The sequence below is a fragment of the Geomonas sp. RF6 genome (assembly GCF_021044625.1).
Lineage (GTDB): Bacteria > Desulfobacterota > Desulfuromonadia > Geobacterales > Geobacteraceae > RF6.
The window spans coordinates 3858895-3878468 of sequence record NZ_CP087999.1 but is presented as its reverse complement, the minus strand read 5'-3'; the positions used below and the strand labels follow the sequence as shown (position 1 = coordinate 3878468).

Here is a 19574-nt window from a genome sequence, read left to right as displayed (position 1 = left end):
TCCGGACGAGGTAGCAGAGGTCGCCGGCTAGCCGACGACGATCTGACCGTTGGAGACGGTGAAAGGGAGCTTCGGAAGCGGTTTCGGCGGGGGACCGGAGAGCACGTTCCCCTGGGCGTCGTAGTGGCCGGCGTGGCAGGGGCAGACGAGGTTCTGGGTCTGCTTGTCCCACTGCACGATGCAGCCGAGGTGGGTGCACACCGCGGAGAGAGCGACGACGCCGCTTTCCTTCGTCCTCACCACAACGGCGGAAGAACCGGCGTACTCGAAGAAGCGCGCACCACCTTCCGGCACCTCCCCCTCCGGTATCTTCACCTTTTCCGCCCCTCCCGTGGCGCCGCGCGGCGCGAGATAGCTGTATATCGGATAGATGGCGGCGGCACCGGCAACGACAACGGCCCCTCCGAGGCACGCGCCCAAAAACTTTCTCCTGCTCTCTTTTTCCATGTGCATCCCCCAGATGGAGGCCGGGCGTCCCAGCCTTCGTCGCATCTCTATTATAAATGAGCCCGCCATTCCCGCGGAAGCCCCGCGGCAGGAAAGACCGGCTAGCGTTCCAGGATCTCTTTCAGGACGACGGCGTTGTTGTGCTCCTCGTCCCTCGCCGCGTACAGGAGGGTAACGGTCCCCTGCCGCGCCATCCCCCGAAGCTCCCGCACCAGGTCCCCCTGCCCCTCGAGCTCCCCTCTGTAACGGGCCTTGAATTCCCGCCACTTCTCCCGATCGTGGCCGAACCAGCGGCGCAGCTCGTCGCTCGGGGCGATCTCCTTTGCCCACAGGTCGACTGCACCCTTCTCCTTCGTAAGCCCGCGGGGCCAGAGGCGGTCGACCAGCACCCTGCGGCCATCCCCCTCTTCCGGCGCATCGTAGACCCGCTTTATCTTCACCATTGTTTGCTCCTTGCGGAGTCGCCGGCGGGAGCACCTGGAAGCAGGAGGTGCCGTGAAGGCTGGGGAAAGATGAGCGTCCGGCGGAGCCGAAGCGAATGCAGGGTTGAATGCTATGAGGAGCGTGTAGGGCGGAAATCCGCTGCAGCGTCTCCTGAAAGGTCTGCCGCACATCGACTCCGGCGAAATGCTGCCCCCCTCGCAGAGGAGTTCCCTGCGCACCCTCTTCCCTGACTCCAAGACCGTCGGGATAAAGGTCGCAAAGGAGGTCAAGGATGCCCCTCCCGTACTCCCTTTTACCGCCGAAGGCGCGCGTATCAAGGCCTCCCGGGAATCCAGCATCTACTTTACCCGATTGTTTTTGTACAGCAACGTGTTATAAAAATTTTAATGCGCACCCGACTCTCCCCTTCCACCGGCGCACCCGCACTCGGAGCATCCCGCACCTGCATAGCTCGCGAGCTTCCTTTCAGCACATGCCGTACCCAAGGAGAAGGCCATGCATACCTCCCCTTTTGCCAGAGTGATTTCGTTCCTCCTGCTCGCAACGCTCCTTGTCCCCCTGCCGGTTCGCGCAGCGGGTAATGCGGGGGCAAAGACGGAGCTTTTCCCGTCCCTTGCCGATCTGGCGGAAAAGATCCGTCCCGCGGTCGTCAACGTGAGCACCGTCTCGACCGTCAAGGTCCCCGACGACCACTTCCGCTTCTTCTTCGGGCCGGGGCAGAACCCCTTCGGGGAGAACCGCCGCTTCTTCGAGGACAAGCCGGATCGGGAGATGAAGCAAAGCGGCCTCGGGTCCGGTTTCATCTTCGACCGCGAGGGGTACATCATCACCAACAGCCACGTGGTGGAGAAGGCGGATGAGATCAAGGTGCGCCTGAGCGACGGGAGGGAGTTCACCGCGAAGGTCGTGGGAAGGGACGCAAAGACCGACCTCGCCCTCATAAAGATCTCCTCCGAGGCGAAGGATCTCCCCTTCCTCGTTCTCGGCGACTCCACCCGCGCCCGCGTGGGGGACTGGGTCCTCGCGGTGGGAAACCCCTTCGGCCTTGAGCACTCGGTAACCCACGGCATCATCAGCGCCACCGGGCGCGTCATCGGGGCGGGCCCGTACGACGACTTTTTGCAGACAGATGCGGCGATCAATCCCGGAAACAGCGGCGGGCCCCTCGTGAACCTCCAGGGTGAGGTCATCGGGATCACCAGCATCATGATTTCGGGGGGACAGGGGGTAGGCTTTGCCATCCCGAGCAGCAGCGCAAAGGTCGTCATCGCCCAGTTAAGGGAAAAGGGGAAGGTGGTCCGGGGGTGGCTCGGCGTGACGATCCAGCAGGTGACCCCTGAGATCGCGGAATCGTTCACCCTGAAGGAGCCGAAGGGGGCGCTCGTCGCTGATGTGGCTCCGGGGGGGCCTGCAGAGGCGGCGGGAATTCTGCGTGGTGACGTCATCCTCTCCTTCGACGGAAAGGAAATCAAGTCCTCCTCCGATCTCCCCCGAGTCGTAGCGGCAACCCCGGTCGGCAAAGAGGCGAAGGTGCGCATCGTACGGGAGGGGAAGGAGATCACGAAGAGCGCGAAGATAAAGGAACTCGCCGAAGAGGAAGCTGGAGAGGCGACGCCGTCGACGAAGAGCGAAGGGGTGCTCGGGATGAAGCTCGAGGACCTGACGCCGCAGATACAGAAGGAGCTGGGGATATCGGAGAAGGATGGGGTGCTGGTGATCGCGGTTCAGCCCGGAAGCCAGGCTGACGAGGCGGGACTGGAGGCCGGCGACATCATCAAGGAGGTAAACCGAAAGGCGGTGCGCACCGTGCGCGAATTCGAGGCGGCACCGATGAAAGGGGAGAAAGTTCTCCTCCTTGTAAAACGCGGGAAGGAAACCTTCTACATCTCGGTGCCCACGAAGTGACGATAGCGGTTGCGGGGGGACGACCTCCCCCCGCAACGGAAGGAGCGCTACGGGAGGATCTGCACCGTGTCGCCAGGCTGCACAACGCCGCCGGTGAGGACCCTGGCAAAGATCCCTTCCTTCGGCATGACGCAGTCGCCGGCCTGGTGGTAGATGGCGCAGCGGGTGTGGCATTCCTTGCCGATCTGGGTAACCTCCAGAAGGGAGTCCCCGATCGTCATCTTCGTCCCGATCGGAAGGGTCACCAGCTCAACCCCGAGTGTGGTGATGTTCTCGGCAAAATCCCCCTCCTTTACATCGAGCCCCATCGCCTTCATCTTGTCGATGCTCTCCATGGCAAGAAGACTTACCTGGCGATGCCAGTCCCCGGCGTGGGCATCCCCCTCTATCCCGTGTTCCACCAGGAGCGTTACCGAAGGAACCGGTGTCTTTCTCTGACCCTTCTCAAGACTTACATTGACCGCCACGACCTTACCACTCATGCTGTCCCCCTGCCGATTTTGTGGTTGCAACGATCGCTATCTATACCACGTTACTCCTCTTTCCGGGTAATTAATTTCCATTTTTGTTCGAAATATGCTATTGAGTTTCGTGAATTAACGGCTATTCCCGGCCGGCCCCTCCCCGGCGCCGGTGCGGGTTGGTGAAAAAGGAGCACGATGAAAAGCTTTGAAGAAGCCCGCGAGCTTGTGCTCGACAAGATAGTGCCGCTTGGGACCGAACGGGTGCAGCTCCTCGACGCAGTCGGAAGGGTGCTGGCGGAGGACGTGACCGCACCGTGGCCGATGCCGCTATGCGACAACTCCGCCATGGACGGCTTTGCCGTCCGCAGCGCCGACTGCGCTCCCGGGGTTACCCTGAAGGTCACTGACTACATCCCCGCCGGGGCGACCTCCGAGGCCGCCGTCACCGCCGGGTGCGCCGCGCGCATCATGACCGGCGCACCGATCCCCCCGGGAGCGGACGCCGTCGTCCCCTTCGAGGAGACGAGCGAGGGGGAGGGTACGGTCACCCTTCAAAAGGAAGTGAAAAAAGGGGCGCACCTGCGCTTCACCGGTGAGGACGTGGGGGTGGGGGATACGGTACTCGCCGCGGGGACCGTGCTCGGACCGGCCCAGATCAGCATGCTCGCCTCCTGCGCCGCGGCGCTCGTCCCGGTCTACCGCATTCCGCGGGTGGCAATCCTCTCCACCGGCGACGAGCTGGTGGAGCTCGGCACCACCCCCGCCAGGGGTGAGATCCTGAACAGCAACACCTTTGCGGTCGCCGCAGCCGTCCGCCTTGCCGGAGGTGAACCGGTGATCCTCGGGATCGCGCGGGACGACCACGAAAGCCACCTCTCCCTCCTCTCCGAGGGGCTGAAGGCGGACCTCCTCGTCACTTCCGCCGGCGTCTCTGCGGGGGATCGCGACCTGGTGCGCGATACCCTCGCGGAGCTCGGGGTGGAGGAACAGTTCTGGAAGGTCGCCATCAGGCCGGGGCAGCCCCTCGCCTTCGGGATGAAAGGCACGGTGCCGGTCTTCTCCCTTCCGGGGAACCCCGTTTCCACCATGATCACTTTCGAGGAGTTCGTGCGCCCGGCGCTCCTGAAGATGATGGGGCACACCTCGGTGAAGCGCCGCACCGTACGCGGCATCCTTCAGGAAGAGGTACGGAAGAAGGCGGGAAGGACCGCATTTATCCGGGCGCGGGTGAGCGTGGAGGAAGGGCGCTTCCTCGCGAGGATCAGCGGCGATCAGAACACGGGGATCCTGCGCACCATGGTGGGGTCGAATGCCCTCCTGATCCTCCCGGAGGAGGGTTCCCTCTTCCCCGCAGGCTCCGAGGTCTCCCTGCACCTCCTCGACCCATCTCTGCACCTGGAGCCATAGGGAAAGCTGAAACACCATTACGTAGTGAGAAAGCCGGATGCAGCGCTGCAACGGCTTTTTTATTGACCGTGTCAATCCGTTGCTATATACAATCAAAAGAAGTTTTACAAATGGAGGTCGTATAATGCAATTAATGGAGAGCATTAAGGAAAAGGCACGCAAGAACCAGCAGACCATAGTACTGCCCGAGAGTTATGATACCCGGATGCTGGTGGCGGCTCAGCAGATCGTGGAACAGGGTTTGGCGAAAATCGTCCTTCTCGGCAATCCGGAGAAGATCCAGGCGACTGCGAAGACGAACGGGGTGAATCTCGCCGGCGTGGAGATCCTCGATCCGGTGACGGCACCGAAGCTGCCGCACTACATCGACCAGCTGGTGGAACTCCGCAAGAGCAAGGGGCTCACCCCCGAGGGGGCGCAGCAGCTCCTCACCGCCCCCGACCACCTCTACTTCGCGGGAATGATGGTTCGTCTGGGTGACGCCGCGGGTGAGGTCGCCGGCGCGACAGGCACAACCGGAGACGTGCTCCGCGCAGCATTCCAGACGGTCGGGCCGGCAGCGGGAATAAAGACCGTCTCCTCTTTCTTCCTCATGGTGACGCAGACGCCGGAATTCGGAGAAAACGGCGTCATGCTCTTCGCCGACTGCGCCGTCAACCCGAACCCCGATGCGCAGGCGCTCGCCGAGATCGCGGTGGCGACCGGGAAGAGCTGCAGCGCCTTCCTCGACGTTCCGGCACGGATCGCCATGCTCTCCTTCTCCACCAAGGGGAGCGCACGCCATGCCGACGCGGAGAAGGTAGTGCAGGCATTGCAGATCGCCCAGCGCATCGATCCGAAGCTGAGCATCGACGGCGAGCTGCAGGCGGATGCCGCCCTCATCCCCGCGGTTGGCGAGAAGAAGGCCCCCGGGAGCGAGGTGGCGGGGAAGGCGAACGTCCTCATCTTCCCCACCCTCGATGCAGGGAATATTGGGTACAAGCTCGTGGAAAGGCTGGCGGGCGCGAAGGCGATCGGGCCGGTGATCCAGGGTCTGGCGAAGCCGGTGAATGATCTCTCCCGCGGCTGCTCCGTGGCTGACATCGTGGACGTGACGGCTATCACGGCGGTGCAGGCGCAGGGTTAGGACGAACCAGCTACCATAGCTGATTGGATGGTGCTTTCGCACCACGCGCCCTGCCGGGCGCACAAAAAAGAGCCCCGGGCTTAGGTGCCCGGGGCTTTTTCGCGCTCACGGCATGAGTCGCGGGAACTGCCTCTTTTACATGCCCAGGATGGCAACCACCTCCGCAATCTTGTCGATGAGCTTCTTGACGTTCAGCGGCTTGCCGAAGATCTCGTTGATGCAAAAGTGACGAAGGTTCGGTTTCAATGCCTGCAACGCCGGGCTGTTTTCTGCCGTAACGAAAAGTACGACGGCATTGGGCTTCTTTTCACAGATGGTGCGGGCTATCACCAGTCCGTCATCCTTTTTCGGCACCCTCAGATCGGTCACGACGATGTCGTGCTTGTTCTTGTCGAACTGAGAGATAGCCTCCTCCGGGTTTGTGGCGGTGTCTACTCTAATTTCCGGAAAACTTGCCTTGATCATCTTGCTGTAGAGATTGAGCGTCTCCACGTCATCCTCAACGATCAACAGAGCCAGCATTCAATTGACCTCCTCCCAGGGTGGCTTCAGCCCACCCCCGCAAGGCGCCGCCGCATATGTCGTCAAGCGCCGCCGAGTCGGCACCGGCAACCCCTTGAAAGATAAGAATTTGCCAAGCATCCTAGCACCCCGGCCCTCTAATTTCAAAGCCGTATACGGCGCCCTCCCCTCTGGGGCCATGTAATGTCGCAGAAGACTCAACACTCGTCAGATGCTGCCGAAGAGATAGTCGACGCAAACGCGCCGCATCGGAGATGACATGGAGACGACAGTACACGGAACAGCAGATAACCCTCAAAGGAGCTCTTTTCGGGTTCGCACTTACCCGGCAATCCCGGCACCGGTGTACTTCGAAGCGGAATCCGATCTGGGCCTCGACCTCGACAGCAGCGCGCTCATTCGCGCCATCGGCATCGGGCGGACCGGACGAAGGAACGCTGAGCTGCTGGCAAGGAAAGTCCCCGGGATGACGTGCCACGAAATCATTCCCGCACCTCACGCCGGAAACGATTGCGAGGAACTGGAATGCCTCTTGACTGCGATCGGGGAAACGGACCTTGCCTTTGTCCTGGCCGGTGCCGACGACAAAGGGGGCAATGCGGCAAGGGCGATAGGGACTGTACCGCGGGCGAGACCGGCCCTGACGATCGCGGTAGTGGCAGACGCCGGGGGTGCAGGAACGTCTTCGGGATTTTTCCCCGGGGAGGAAGGGGGGTGGTACGACACGCTCTTTGGCGTATCGGAGCAGTCGCTACCGGAGCAGGATGAGCCGCGACTGCTTCAAAGGGAGGAACTTGCCGGCTACGCCATGCGACACCTGGTGGGGACAGTAACGACGCTCATCACGCACATGAGCGGCATCTGCATCGATTTTGCAGACATCAGGTCGATCATGCTGAGTGGAAAGGTCGGCTCCCTCGGCGTCGGGATCGACTCCGGCCCTACTCGCGGCGCTGCTGCGGCTCTGCGCGCCCTCGACCGTCTGAAGGCGCAGGGGGTCTCAATAGCTGAGGCGAAGGGGGTACTGGTGGCCGTCCACGGCTCCTCTACCCTCACCATGGACGAATTCGACGATGCGAGCAGGGTCATTCATGGAGCTGTGGACGAAGACGCAAATATCGTGGTCGGACTTGTCAGCGAGGAGCAGGCCGGGGGCAACGTGAAGGTGACGGTGATGTGCACGCACGGGATCCGGCGGTAGTCTCAGGCGCGGATCTGCCCTTTCTTCAGATACGATTTCATTCGTTCGATCAGGAGGGGGACGCCGTCCAGCGAATCCTTCAGGCGAAACTTCTCCAGGCTCTGGACCAGATACTTCGCCACATCTTCATCCTGCACCGCCTTGCGGAATGCGTTGGCTATCTCCTTCGTTATCTCGAATGGGGGGGACGGCACGGGGAGATCGCTTCTTTGAACTGCGCATTGCGGATAGCCGTAGCCGGGCTCGACGACGCCGTTCTTGAAAAGCTCGTGAATGTAAAGCCAGTACGGTCTCTTAGCGGACGGCTTTCCAGAACCGGTAATGTGCCACAAAAGAGCCCACTTATGCTTCTGAACCTGGTCTCCCTTTGCGAAGTGGATGTCGTTGGCGATGACGCTTTCAATCGCCTTCACGTCTTCCGAAAAAGCGACTTCGACCGGCTGATACCACACCACGTAGAAGTCGTCGCGCCCGACAAGCTCGAAATCCAGAAAAGAGCTGCCGGACCGCGTCTCGGCCATTGCTCCGCTTACCACCGCCGCGTTCCAGACGCTCTGCAGCTCTGCTATCTTTCTCTTCTTTGCCTCCTTATCGGGATACCGCTTCTCCGCCCTCCTCCTCAGCTCTGAAAAGAGCTCAGTGAGAACCCGCAGCTCCCCTTCGTCTCGTATCTCCACGCACGCCTCGATCAGCCTGAGGCCGCTCAGGCCGTTTTTCGTCAGGTTGGCGCTGCCGACGACTGCGGAGGTTTCCCCGATGAAGATCTTTGCGTGAAGCTCATCGAGCAGAAAGATCCTCTCCCACCCGATCGTCTTTGCGAGATCAGTCACCGCGCGCGGATTGGTGCCGATCGTGGGGGACACAATAACCGCTGCGAGTTCGCGCGGATTCTCCACGTACTCCTTCCAGTCGGTACCGATGAAGGCGACTGCGATGCAGGTAGGCGCGCACTTCCTGACCGACTCAGCGATCATCGCGGTGTGCGGATTCTTTACGGCCGTCGTTACGGCGCTGTCGAGGAGTATCCGCATTCTTTCCTCCTTTTGGAATATTCATCGTGTTCCGTGGCAGGGAGTGAGCGAGGCCGTTACGTTCCCCCCTTCGCGCAAAGGGGGGGGCGCCAGGTCTCGTGCGGCGCTTCCCCGGATGAGCCGTTCGGAAGAAATACGGAGGAATCAGTAACCTGCGTACACCGGTCCCGCCTCGAACCTGCGCCTCCACTCGTCGTAGGGGACGACGTAGTTGTAGCCGCAGACGGTGCTGAGCTCTTTCCCCTGCAGTAGTTTTGCGATCTGTACACCCCCGGCAACGGTACGATCGGCGGGCCCGAACGGGTTGTACTTCATGCTCTCTCCGTCCAGAAAGACGTAGTCGCAGATGAAGAGGACATCCTCAAAGATGTACATGGTGAAGCCGGGGGTATGGCCGTCGATGTGGAACGCCTGCAGCCCGTGCTCCAGGAAGTCGGCGCCGAATGTGTCGTCAAAGATAAAGGGGCGGCAGATCTGGTGCCAGGAGTCGTCGTGATGGATGCGCACCCGCGCCCCGAACTGCTCGCGGTACAGATTGCAGGCGCCGAGGAAGTGGTGGTGGGTAAAGAGGATGGTGTGAGCGCGGGGCGCTGTTTTGTCGAAGCACGAGGGGCAGTCGATCCAGATGGCGCCGCCTGGGGTGTCGATGCAGTAGGCGGCGTGCTCGATGCCGAGGGAAGGGGTGGAGTTTAGCCGGGTGACGTGCTTGTGCACCGGCGTCCCCTGCACCCGGTACCGTGCAGAGCACTGGTCGGCGGTGATGAAGTTCTCCTTTCCCGTGCCGCAGAAGGGGCAATGATCGGGATGAAAGCCGACCATGTTGAAACCGCACACCAGGCAGACGTACTGTTCACCGTGCATATGCCACCTCCTTTTTCCAAGGTCGTGGTGCCTGGGGCGCTCCCCCCCTGCACCGGTGGCAGGGAGGGAGGCGCCGTCTCTTTCCACCGCGCCTGCAATACTTCCCCCGCCGGAGTGCGACGTTACACAAATCCCCTGTCGTGGGCATGCCGGATCAGGGCGACGCGGCCATCGACCTTCACCTTCTCGTAGATATTGTGCAGGTGCACCTTCACCGTCCCTTCACTGAGACAAAGGTGGTTGGCGATCTCCCTGTTGCGCAGCCCCCTCGTGACCATGCGCATTATTTCCATCTCCCGCGGGGTCAGGAGAGAGCCGAATTCCAGTGTACCGCTTTCCCGCCTCAGCATCTTCTCCAGCGCCTGAACGGCGGAATGGTGTTCCACCCAGCTTTCACCGGCGTAGACCTTCCGCATGCACTGCATGATCAGGTGCAGTGCCATGTTCTTCAGGAGGAGCCCCTGCACCCCGATGCGGAGGGCTTCAAGTGTTTCCTCCTCTTCCAGCTCGGCGGTGAGCAGGACGATGCGGCTGTTTAGCTGTTCCCGACGTATCTGTCGGGCAGCCTCTAGGCCGGAGGTTCTCGGCATCTTGATGTCGAGCACAGCTATGTCGGGATGGTGCAGGCGGACGGCCTCGATCGCTTCCTCACCGTTACTGCAGGTTGCCAGCACCTGAAATTCGTTGTTGCGCTGAAGCACGGTTGCAAGCCCGTCCAGGAAAATGGGGTGGTCATCTGCTAGCACGAGTGATATGGCCATAGCTCCTCCAGATATTGCAACTCCCGAACGTGCTTGACGGAAGCATGTATTGTAACCGGCAGAGATGTTAACTTACTTAACAGGCGATAATTTTTTCACCAAAAAACCGCCTCGCAAAGAGTTTACCACGCCCTGTCCTCTGATAAAGATCTCCGTGAAATCATTGCACCTTCAGAGATTCTACCGTTGCAACAGCTCCCGCGCATCCACCAAAAGGTATAGAAAAAGATATCTGGGGGGATATTTTCGCGCAAAGCACTGACTGCTACTGTTTTCTCGACCGATGTGATGTCACGGCCCCGTCAATAGGGGCAGGAGTAACTGTGCCGCCCAGGCAAGGAGGGGAGCTATGACAGTACGGTTCTCCGCAGTCATTCTGACAATCCTGTGCGCTTCTTCGATGGCAGGTGCGGCTGTCGCACCTGGAGGTGTCGAGACGGTCGTTGAGAGGCCGGTGCCCTGCAAGGGATGGCAACGAACCGAGGCCCCGAGGATGCACGACAAAAAGAGCTACAGCCGGGACGGTGGCACCGTGTGCGCTTCCGGCAGGAGGGCGCCGTCCACCTTCTTCCACTATGACAAAATGGCAAAGGAAGAGGCGGGAGACACAGCAGGAGACACTGCAGGAAAGGTGCTCCCCCGTGGTAGGGAGGGAAAGATGAGAATGATTCCAAAAGAGTGCGATCATGCATTCGAAACGGCTTTCGGCGTGCGCCACCCGTGGCAGCTGTCGTCGATAGCCATCAGCAAGGAAAAGATGCTTTTTGAGGTCGTCTTTGACTACCGAAGTTGCGGCACGGAGCGGTGCCCCTTTTGCGGAGAGAATCTCATTGACCTCTTTTTCTCCACGAAGAGGACGTGGAGCCATGTCAAATTCTTCGGCTACGATACGCGCATGACCGCCTGCCTCCCCGTTTTCCGCTGCAGCAATGGACGGTGCGTCGCCAGCACCGACAGGGAGGCGGTGCTGAACACCCTGCTTCTGGACGTCCTCTTGATGGTATCCGACTCCGGGCCGCACAACGCGCTCGGCACCCTGCTGGCTTCCGCCGCACCTCAGGAAGGCATGGAGATATACGGAGGTTCCGACGATGCTCATACCGCAAAACATCATCACCCAAGCTGATCTCACGTCGCACACATCAAACGGGCTTCAGAGCACGATGTACTTTCGGGTGACCGATAGCGTCCTTATCGAATTGGTAAATGTACCGGGCGACGTCATGGTAAGCCTGAAGCCTTTTGTATCTCGCAGGTCGTGAAGCAGAGGAAAAGGCTGAAAGGCGTCCACCACGGAGGCCGCTGCGCCTCGTGCGGACGCAGCGGCCGACTCGGCAGACTCTCTTCTCGTGCCCTATCCATAGAGGAGTACATGATATATGGCGCCAAAAGAGTACACGGAGCCCGAGCAGGTTACCTGCACCTGCACGATAGAAACTCCGCTCGGTATGATGACTGCCGCAGCCGAGGAGACCTTCTTGACCGGCCTGTGGTTCATCGGCCAGAAGCACTACCCGATGGAAGTATCCGATTGGGAGACGCGGCCGGACATCGAGGTGTTCAGGTGGTTGAAGCTGTATCTCAAGTGCTACTTTGGCGGCAAGGTCGGAAACCACGACTTCCCCCTCGCCCCTCGCGGGTCCCGGCAGCAGCTGGAGGTATGGGAAGCGCTCAGGACGGTGCCGTACGGTCGGACCGTGCGACCGGAGGCTCTGCTGCGGGATGTAATCCGGCAGAGTGGATGCGAGACGCTCACTTCACAAGGGCTCCAGGCAGCGATTGAGAGAACCCCTATTTCCATTCTGATCCCTTCGCACAGGATACTCAGGTCGGTCGGAAGCCTCGCCGACTATCCCGGCGGTCCGCAGAGGAAGGAGGCCCTTCTGGGGGTGGAGGGAGTTCTCAGCGTTGGGAATGTCCTGCGGCACAGTTCAAGCAGAGCGGTGCAGGAACTGACAGGGTGGCGGTACGGAAAGCTCTAGGCAGATGATCGAAAAAGGCGGGCTGCGGTCAGGAACGATCTTCAAGGTCCACCCCGCTTTCCCTGCACCACGAAAGGAGCGACTCCCCGAGCCGGTCCATCTCGAAGCAGTACCATTCCTGCAGAAGCCCCACCTCGGAAAGAAACGACTTGTAGCGGCTGTAGGCGCCCGGACGCGAGAAGATACCGCGTACGGTGTCCATATGCTCTGTGCAGCGGGTACGGACAAAGTCGGTGACGACGGCGATGCCGAGACAAAGGTCATTCTTGTGCGGTATCTCCAGGTAGTCGTCCTCGTTGCGGTCCAGGTCATCCGGCAGGTGGTCGTGTCCGGCAAGGTCGGAGCCGAAAAAGAGCTCGCCGGTTTTGCGGTTCAGCACGGCAACGTGATCGCCGGGAGCGGCGCTGCTTACGAAATAGAAGGCATCTTCAATCTTTCCGAATCTCATTGCGGCCCTTCTCGATCACCGGCGACACGTCCGGGGGCACACAAAGGAGCACAGCGGACGCAAAAAAAGCCGGAGCGAATATCATAGAGTGCGCTGATATTTCGGCAACCCGGCTGTCTCAGAGAGACCCAATAGGCTTTCCGCCCCACCCTCGCGGATGGTTGAGTATTATCGTCTATCGCTGATTGTATGAAGCGAGCCGCATTATGCATATATACACCGCAAAGTCAATGTTGGAGACGTCGCGCCTTTCAGGAAGCTTCCCCAGCTCAGGTAGTGCCGCTGGCCGGTAGGACCCTTTCCAGATCCCCCCTCTCCTTCCCTTCCCTGACAGCATCCCAGCCAAGCTCTCGCGCCATCAAGCAAATTACGACTTCCGCGGCGGCACGAGCCGCGACAGCGTCTATCAGCGCCAGCGGCAGTCGGCGGGCAAGCACGTCGGCGGCAGAGAGAGCGAGCTCATGGCGCACCGCATAGAGTACCTCTCCCTTCAGATACGGATGCCCCTGCACCAGCGCTTCCGCAAGCTCGCCGTGACAGAGGCTCGCCACCTCCTGAGCTTTCGCTCCATACGTTCTGAGAAGATGACGCGCACTCTCCGCAGGGAGCGCCCTCCCCTCCGGCAGGCGTAGCGACGCGTGCGGGTCGAAACCTTCCGCCCCTGCCAGCAGAATCTTTTCCGTGCAGCAGGGGGAGCACTGCGGCAGCGAGTGACGAGTTACCGCAGCGTCGACCGCATCCATCGCCATGCGCCGGTAGGTGGTCCACTTCCCCCCTGCCACGGTGATGAGGCCGCTGGAGGACACCGTCACCAGGTGATCCCGGGCCAGCCGCGCCGTCATTGCCAAAGGGTCGCGAGACAGGAGCGGTCGGAGCGCCGACCAGGCCGCCTTCACGTCGGAGCGCTGCACCCGCACGGAGAGGTAGCGGTTCAGGTGACGCAGCAGGTACTCGATCTCCCCTTCCGTGGCAACCGGGTCGTCGTCGCAGCTTGCCGGCTCGTCCGTAGTGCCGACAAGACAATGCCCCTGCCACGGCAGCAGGAAGAGAACCCTGCCGTCTTCAGTGCGCGGAATGGTGATACCTGCATCAGGCGGTGCGAATCTGCGGTCGAGCACGATGTGCACCCCCGAGCTGGGGCGCAGGAGCGGAGCTGCCCCGGCGTCATCGAGCAGGCGCACCCGATCCGCGCGAGGTCCAGCCGCGTTGATCACCCCCCGTGCCCGGATGCGGAAAGTCTCTGCCGTATAGGCATCACGCGCCACCGCACCCGCCACCATTCCCTTTTCCTTCAGCAGAGATACCGCCTCGACATGATTGACGACCAGCGCGCCGTGCTGGAGAGCGGTAAGGGCCAGCGCCAGGTTCATGCGGGCGTCGTCGAACTGGCCGTCATAGTAGAGCACGCCCCCCTTGAGCCCCATCCCGCGGATCGCCGGACACCGCCGCAGCGTCTCGGTCCTGCTCAGCAGGCGGCTGGGGCCGATACCCATCTTTCCCGAAAGAGCGTCGTATATCTTTAACCCTGCGAAAATGTAGGGAAGCTCAAGGTTCCGATACACCGGAGTGACAAGGGTGAGGCGGCGAGTGAGATGCGGGGCGAGACGCAAGAGAAGGGCCCGCTCAAAAAGCGCCTCGCGCACGAGGCGAAACTGGACCCGGTCAAAGCGCAGCAGAGCCGCCTCCAGGTAGCGGACACCGCCGTGCAAAAGCTTCGTGCTCCGGCCGCTGGTCCCGGAGGCAAAATCCCCCTGCTCCACCAGCGCCACCGAAAGCCCGCGAGTGGCAGCGTCAAGGGCGATGCCGCATCCCACGCTCCCCCCGCCGATGATGAGCAGATCGAAGACTTCCCCCTCCCTCAGGCGCTCCAGGAGCGCGTCGCGTATCATATGAACTCCCCAAAAAGCGCACTGACCGACAAGACCTCGCGTCCCCTTCACAAAAGTTCTTCTGGGTATTCCGGGAACTCAGCGTAACGACCCCCTTCCGTTGGCGTGAGGGGACGCTAGTGGCGCGGCGCTGGAGCACAGGCTTCCCAGCCTGTAGCCGCGGCGCCAGCCGCGTGGTCTGTGGCGGCTGCGCCGCCATCGCAGGCAAGATGCCTACGCTCCAGCGCGGGGGCCCCCGGATGCTCTTAGCGCCTTTCCCCAGGATTCCCGGAAGAACCTTCGCAAAGGGGGGACGCGAGGCCTCGTGCGCCCCTTCATTGGTCAACTTTCCCCTGGCTTGGCCAGACGACGACAAGTTGCACACACAGAAAAGGCTCGTGGTGGCGGCCACGAGCCTCTCCTGCGATGGAATTATTACAGCCCCATCAGGGGCACGCCAGGAGATCTAGGCTCCTGCGCCATTTGCCGAGGTGTTCACCGGGCAGACCCTCTTGCTTTCCGCACGATTGGCGACATCATCCAGCACCGCTACATAGTGGGTGATCAGGCCGCCGTCACCTGAAAGGGGGAAAATGCAGACATCCTGAAAGAGGAACTCGCCGTTCTTTCTGCGCCGCAGCACCTGCCCACGCCAGTGCAGACCGCGTCTCAAGGTGCTCCAGATAATCTCGTAATTGTCGAAGGGGCGCGCCTCGGAAAAGATGAGGCGCAGGCTCTGCCCGAGAATATCCTCCGCGGCAAAACCGCTGTCGCTCGCAAACCTGCTGTTCACGTATTCGATGGTGCCGCGCGCGTTGGCGACAATGACGCTGCTGGGACTCTGCTGTACAACGTGCGACAGCTTCCAGAAAAGCTCCTTTTCCACCTTCATCTCCCACTCCAACTCGACCCTGGAAATGGACTCGCGTACCGCCTGAAGCAGGGAGTTGAGATCCAGCGGCTTGAGCAGAAAATGGGTCACACCGACCTTGATGGCGTCGAGCAGGAATTCCGAATTGTTGTAGGCAGTGGCGGCGATAATAAGCACGGTGGAGCTTTCGGCGCGCACATGCTTTGCCATCTCCATCCCGTTCATCCCCGGCACCATGATGTCGGTGATGACGATCTGTGGACGGTGCCTCTCGAAAAGCTCAAGCCCCTCTTCCCCCGTTTTCCCGACAAGAACGTCCAGAGTGGGAAAGCTCCTGCGAATGGCGTCGCTCACGACTTCCTGCGTCGTCTGATCATCTTCGACGTAGAGGAGGGAAACTTTCGGATTTGCCAGGTTGTTCATCTCCACGAGTAACTCCTGTTGGCGCAGACGCTCTCATTGAAAGCTGCTGCAGTGGTGACATGCATCCTTCTGAGAGTGTGGGCGAAGATTGGATGCCACTTACTATGCCATACTTTAGCAACAATTCACTTTTTGTCAGGAAGCTGTCACGGCCACTGCGCGCGATCTGCTCCGAAAGAAGTTTTTCCCGCCCCTACGCACCGTCTCATCCCGAAGGGTTAGAGGCGCCCTAAGTGGCAGAGATCGGAGCGAAATCTCTATTGCATTCTGCTCCCCCTTTGCTATATTTGGCACCCACATAACATTCAGATACACGACAATACTAAACCATCCGCGAGGGTGGGGCGGAAAGCCCACGGGTCTCACGTCAGACAGCCGGGTTGCCGAAATATCATTTGCGGCAACCCGGTTTTTTTGCGCCGGAACCGTTACATAGGCTGACTTGCCTAGGGAGCGTCATGTTTGCGCTGAATACCGCACTGAAGTGGATAGAAGAAGCGGAGTCGGATGTACTGGAGATCTTTCAATCGGACCCTCTCTCCGTCTCCCTGAACGGCTCGAAGCCGGAGAAGAGGACCGCGTACGTCTGCGCGGTAAAGAAGAAGACGAAAGTGCAGGTGTATGTTGCGTTCACCTCCCGGCATGGTGAGAGCGTCATCTACACCAGGACCGGCGCGAATGAAAGCGTGAAGAACTACGGCGAATCTGTGGAGGAAGGGATCGGATTTGCCCGGTCGATGGGATTTGCGCTGGAGCCCGTCAATCTCGACTACAGCCCCGCGCTGCGGGAGGTCGTGCTGCAGGGGCTGAAGATATTCACTCCACCGCGGACTTTCGCGAAGAACGAGCGGGTGAAGGACGCCCCATACGCCTCGCCCCAGGATATCTCAGAAGTCGTCCCACCAGCACCACAATCGGCACCGATATCTCCGCCATCTGCGGCACCGGTACCCGCGGGAGCGGTCGCAGCCATTGCCCCGGTTGCCGCCGGTGCAGCGGCTGCAGCCGTGGAAACGCTGGCAACGGTAGCAACGCTCGCACTTCTCGCCGAAGAAAAGAAGGAATCCGAGCAGGAGAGGTCGGCGCAGGCCCTGGAGGAACTCAGAAAGGAACTGGAGAAAGTGGGCTCGGAGAGGGATGACCTGTCGGCGCAGGTGCATAACCTCTCCGCACTTCAGCAGACCTCAGCCGCGGAGCTCACCAGCGCGCAGGCGGCAAACCTTCAACTGGCGGCGGAAAGGGAGAAGCTGGCGCAGCGTCTCGAAGAGGTTTCCGCTGAGACGACGGCACTACGCGAAGAGGCCGCTCTTCTTGCCCGGCAGCGCGTCGATGCCGACCGCTGCAACAAGGCATTCGTCGAGGAAACACGGCACCGCGTGGAGCAGGAAGGGGCAACGGCGAAACTCATATCGGACCTGCGAGATTCGCTCGAGGCCGTGACGGCGGAGAACCAAGCTCTATCGGCAAAGGTGCAGGAAGTATCGGCAGGCCAGGCGCACATGGCGGCGGAGCTCGAAAAGGCGGAACGCGAAAGGAAGGCCCTGACAGAGGAAAGGGACAAGCTGGCTCAGTCGGTGCTCCACTTTGAAGGCACTTCATCAGAGCTGACGGTCCTGCAGGAAGAGGCCGCCCTTCTCCGCACGGAGCGTGACGAGACGGAGCGGCGTAACAAGGAGCTCGAGCAGGAGAACGCGGCGCTGGCGAGCGCTGCAGCAACCGCGAAGCAGGAAGCTGCGGATCTCGCCGTCGAGCGCGATGCCGCAGTGAAGAGAGCAACGGAGATCACAGCAGAGAAGGAAACGGCCAGTGCCGGAACCGATACCCTGCGGGAGACAGTGGCGGCGTTAACCAAAGAACGTGCCGCAGCGCTGTCGCGACTCCGGAAGCTCCAGGAAGAGGCCTCAGCCAAAGACGCCGAACTGGAAGCGCTGCGTGTGGAGATCGCGGCGCTTCGCGCGGGACAGGAGACGCTGCACGAGGCCGCCGCCGAGCGGTCGCAGCGCCTGGAAAAGATCGAGGCAGAGCTTGAAGAGTCACAACGGCTCCTCGACCAGATGCAGCGGCAGCAAGGTGCAGCGACTGCGCCGCCGGAGAGTCCATCCGGCATACTCGGCAAGGAAGAGGCGTCTGCAACCGAAGCGGCAGGGGGCGGTGATCGCTACCACGCATTCGTCGAGCCGGCGGGAGCTGGTGAATGGCTCTCCGCGATGCCCGCCATGCCCGTGCTGCTCCCCCCCGAGGCCGCCGACTTCTCCGCACCGGATGGCGGCTCCTTTTTCCCCTCCTTTTCCGAAGAGGGAGGAGCGCCTGTACTCTTCCTCCTGGAGCGGGGCCGTACAGCAATCGAGTACGAGGCACCAGACGACGTGGTCGAGGTGCACCGCTCCACCAACTTCGCCAGCATCGCGCCGGACGGCAAGGGACAGGAAAGCTGCCAGGGATTCATCTGCTCCGTGAAGGAGGGAAGTGGAGTGCGGATATACGTGGCGCTGCATGGGAAGCAGAGCGGAAAGACGACAGTGTACAAACCGGAGACCGAGAGCGCTGACGACGGCTCCGTAGCGGCCATCTTTGCAGGCGCAGTAAGCTTTGCGGAGCAGGTGGGACTGATGATGGAGCCGCTGAAATTCCGTTCCCCCCAGCAGCGCACCGAATTCATCGGGCAGTGCCCCGTCCTCAAGAGAAGGGAACAATGTCGGCCGGAATAAGCGAAGCGTTTCCGGCACAAGGTGGCAGTCAGGGTACCGCCGAAATCGGAAAGGTGCCGGGGCCTATCCCGCTCCCCCTATTGGTGGGCACCCCCTCCCCTGCCGCCACGGACCGCATCGCGGAAGTGGGCAAGCGTCAGGTCAGGATCGGATGGCGAAGCCACATGCGTTACAGAACCTTATAATTCAAGACCTGACCCCGGGGTCAGGTCTTGAATTATAAGGTTTTTGCAGGGGCCCGCTCTCCCGCATGATCCGGGCGAACTGCTGACGCATCTCGTGCTGGAAAAAGTTGGAACGGCACACCCCGCACGCCGCCTTCCTTCCGCCAAGGTACGGGCACGCCTCTATGCGCTGGTAGCGCTAGCGCACGACAGCAGTACACTCCGCACAAATCCCCGATGCGACATGCCGGTGGCAGGCGCAGTAGATCTGCACCATGTGCAGGATAGTCCGCTTCTCCCGCTCGATTTGCCTCACACTTAGTGGCAAGTCCCCACCCCCTTCCATAGATTCGACCGCGCCGCCAGGCTATCCTTTGTCGGCCTCCTTCATTTTCGCCGCTACAAATAGAGACCGTGCGGCACCATCTATCGGTACATTCTGTCTCTGACACCACGCCAGGAGCAAGTCTAAATCCACCGGCACCTTTTTCAGCGAGAGTCCCTGCCGGGTCAAGTCCTTCATTGCCCGCATTGCAAAGCGCTCCCACTCCGCATACGTCTTCTCAAGCACGTCCCGATCATCGGAAATCTCCAGAAGCCGTTCCCACTGATCCGGGCTGTACCAGGCGACACCATGCACCATCCTCGCTTTCTGCTGTCCCTTCCATTTCATAGGCAGTGACCTCCCCCAAAAGGGCCTTGAGCTTCTGACAGTCGGGAGATTTAATATCATATTCGAAAGGGAAGGAAATAGAAAACTCTCCGCTGACAGCCCCGAAAACCTTGCAGGGCTGCTGAAGTGATTTAAAAAGGTGCGATCTATCTGTATCTTGAGAAGACTGGCAGAGGGATCGTGCTATGCGTGCGCAGCGGGAAAAATCTTCAATGGCAGGAGGTAATGATGCCGTTATGACTCCGCGGGATATACTGAGTGTTGGCAT

Annotated in this window: 20 protein-coding genes and 2 riboswitches; of the genes, 7 read left to right on the top strand and 13 right to left on the bottom strand. The window is 60.8% G+C overall.

Features of this window, described 5'->3' with window-relative positions; all coding sequences use genetic code 11:
- Positions 1-27: 27 nt before the first annotated feature.
- Complete coding sequence (locus LPW11_RS16635; protein WP_230994998.1) at positions 28-447, bottom strand: QcrA and Rieske domain-containing protein; 420 nt, start codon at positions 445-447, stop codon at positions 28-30.
- A gap of 101 nt (positions 448-548) precedes the next feature.
- Positions 549-890, bottom strand: coding sequence for a DUF488 domain-containing protein (locus LPW11_RS16630; protein WP_230994997.1), 342 nt, complete (start codon positions 888-890; stop codon positions 549-551).
- A 496-nt stretch (positions 891-1386) separates the two neighbouring features.
- On the opposite strand from LPW11_RS16630, the gene LPW11_RS16625 reads away from it, so the two are divergent.
- Positions 1387-2796 carry a Do family serine endopeptidase gene (locus tag LPW11_RS16625; protein WP_230994996.1) on the top strand — a complete coding sequence of 470 codons (1410 nt, stop codon included), beginning with the start codon at positions 1387-1389 and terminating at the stop codon, positions 2794-2796.
- Positions 2797-2843: 47 nt separating this feature from the next.
- Here LPW11_RS16625 and LPW11_RS16620 read toward each other — a convergent pair whose 3' ends face one another.
- Complete coding sequence (locus LPW11_RS16620; RefSeq protein ID WP_230994995.1) at positions 2844-3278, bottom strand: MOSC domain-containing protein; 435 nt, start codon at positions 3276-3278, stop codon at positions 2844-2846.
- A 177-nt stretch (positions 3279-3455) separates the two neighbouring features.
- Here LPW11_RS16620 and LPW11_RS16615 point away from each other — a divergent pair, with 177 nt between their 5' ends.
- Both LPW11_RS16615 and pta read left to right on the top strand, forming a co-directional pair.
- On the top strand, positions 3456-4667 hold the full coding sequence (locus LPW11_RS16615; RefSeq protein WP_230994994.1) for a molybdopterin molybdotransferase MoeA: 1212 nt from the start codon (positions 3456-3458) through the stop codon (positions 4665-4667).
- Positions 4668-4791: 124 nt separating this feature from the next.
- On the top strand, positions 4792-5793 hold the full coding sequence (gene pta / locus LPW11_RS16610) for a phosphate acetyltransferase (RefSeq protein WP_230994993.1): 1002 nt from the start codon (positions 4792-4794) through the stop codon (positions 5791-5793).
- A 135-nt stretch (positions 5794-5928) separates the two neighbouring features.
- Here the strand turns inward: pta and LPW11_RS16605 are convergent, their stop codons facing one another.
- Positions 5929-6315, bottom strand: a complete 387-nt coding sequence (locus LPW11_RS16605) for a response regulator (protein WP_230994992.1) — start codon at positions 6313-6315, stop codon at positions 5929-5931.
- Between the two features lie 259 nt (positions 6316-6574).
- Between LPW11_RS16605 and LPW11_RS16600 the strand changes: the two genes are divergently transcribed.
- Positions 6575-7516 carry a hypothetical protein gene (locus LPW11_RS16600; protein ID WP_230994991.1) on the top strand — a complete coding sequence of 314 codons (942 nt, stop codon included), beginning with the start codon at positions 6575-6577 and terminating at the stop codon, positions 7514-7516.
- A gap of 2 nt (positions 7517-7518) precedes the next feature.
- On the opposite strand, the gene LPW11_RS16595 is transcribed toward LPW11_RS16600, so the two are convergent.
- From LPW11_RS16595 to LPW11_RS16585, 3 genes are all read right to left on the bottom strand, one after another.
- Complete coding sequence (locus tag LPW11_RS16595) at positions 7519-8547, bottom strand: phospholipase D family protein (protein WP_230994990.1); 1029 nt, start codon at positions 8545-8547, stop codon at positions 7519-7521.
- 144 nt (positions 8548-8691) lie between these two features.
- The gene (locus tag LPW11_RS16590; RefSeq protein ID WP_230994989.1) at positions 8692-9408 is read right to left on the bottom strand and encodes an MBL fold metallo-hydrolase; all 717 of its coding nucleotides are present in this window, start codon (positions 9406-9408) and stop codon (positions 8692-8694) included.
- A 122-nt stretch (positions 9409-9530) separates the two neighbouring features.
- Complete coding sequence (locus LPW11_RS16585; protein WP_230994988.1) at positions 9531-10169, bottom strand: response regulator transcription factor; 639 nt, start codon at positions 10167-10169, stop codon at positions 9531-9533.
- 658 nt (positions 10170-10827) lie between these two features.
- Between LPW11_RS16585 and LPW11_RS16580 the strand changes: the two genes are divergently transcribed.
- Positions 10828-11295, top strand: coding sequence for a hypothetical protein (locus tag LPW11_RS16580; RefSeq protein WP_230994987.1), 468 nt, complete (start codon positions 10828-10830; stop codon positions 11293-11295).
- Positions 11296-11548: 253 nt separating this feature from the next.
- Complete coding sequence (locus tag LPW11_RS16575) at positions 11549-12151, top strand: methylated-DNA--[protein]-cysteine S-methyltransferase (RefSeq protein ID WP_230994986.1); 603 nt, start codon at positions 11549-11551, stop codon at positions 12149-12151.
- A 28-nt stretch (positions 12152-12179) separates the two neighbouring features.
- Here the strand turns inward: LPW11_RS16575 and LPW11_RS16570 are convergent, their stop codons facing one another.
- The 3 genes from LPW11_RS16570 to LPW11_RS16560 form a co-directional block, all read right to left on the bottom strand.
- Positions 12180-12599, bottom strand: coding sequence for a UPF0158 family protein (locus tag LPW11_RS16570; protein ID WP_230994985.1), 420 nt, complete (start codon positions 12597-12599; stop codon positions 12180-12182).
- Positions 12600-12699: 100 nt separating this feature from the next.
- Positions 12700-12776: riboswitch (cyclic di-GMP riboswitch) on the bottom strand.
- Positions 12777-12868: 92 nt separating this feature from the next.
- Complete coding sequence (locus LPW11_RS16565; protein ID WP_230994984.1) at positions 12869-14488, bottom strand: glycerol-3-phosphate dehydrogenase/oxidase; 1620 nt, start codon at positions 14486-14488, stop codon at positions 12869-12871.
- A 445-nt stretch (positions 14489-14933) separates the two neighbouring features.
- On the bottom strand, positions 14934-15761 hold the full coding sequence (locus LPW11_RS16560; RefSeq protein ID WP_230998307.1) for a response regulator: 828 nt from the start codon (positions 15759-15761) through the stop codon (positions 14934-14936).
- A gap of 311 nt (positions 15762-16072) precedes the next feature.
- Positions 16073-16149, top strand: a riboswitch (cyclic di-GMP riboswitch).
- Between the two features lie 70 nt (positions 16150-16219).
- Between LPW11_RS16560 and LPW11_RS16555 the strand changes: the two genes are divergently transcribed.
- Positions 16220-18469, top strand: a complete 2250-nt coding sequence (locus LPW11_RS16555) for a hypothetical protein (RefSeq protein ID WP_230994983.1) — start codon at positions 16220-16222, stop codon at positions 18467-18469.
- A gap of 186 nt (positions 18470-18655) precedes the next feature.
- Here LPW11_RS16555 and LPW11_RS22520 read toward each other — a convergent pair whose 3' ends face one another.
- Genes LPW11_RS22520 through LPW11_RS16545 form a run of 3 tightly spaced genes read right to left on the bottom strand, consistent with a single transcriptional unit; the run spans position 18656 to position 19306 of the window.
- Positions 18656-18820 carry a hypothetical protein gene (locus LPW11_RS22520; protein WP_442899827.1) on the bottom strand — a complete coding sequence of 55 codons (165 nt, stop codon included), beginning with the start codon at positions 18818-18820 and terminating at the stop codon, positions 18656-18658.
- Between the two features lie 12 nt (positions 18821-18832).
- A complete protein-coding gene (locus LPW11_RS22515; RefSeq protein ID WP_230994982.1) occupies positions 18833-18961 on the bottom strand; it encodes a nitrous oxide-stimulated promoter family protein in 129 nt (42 codons plus the stop codon).
- A 39-nt stretch (positions 18962-19000) separates the two neighbouring features.
- Positions 19001-19306 (bottom strand): hypothetical protein, encoded by a 306-nt coding sequence (locus LPW11_RS16545; RefSeq protein WP_230994981.1) that lies wholly within the window; start codon positions 19304-19306, stop codon positions 19001-19003.
- Between the last annotated feature and the right edge of the window lie 268 nt (positions 19307-19574).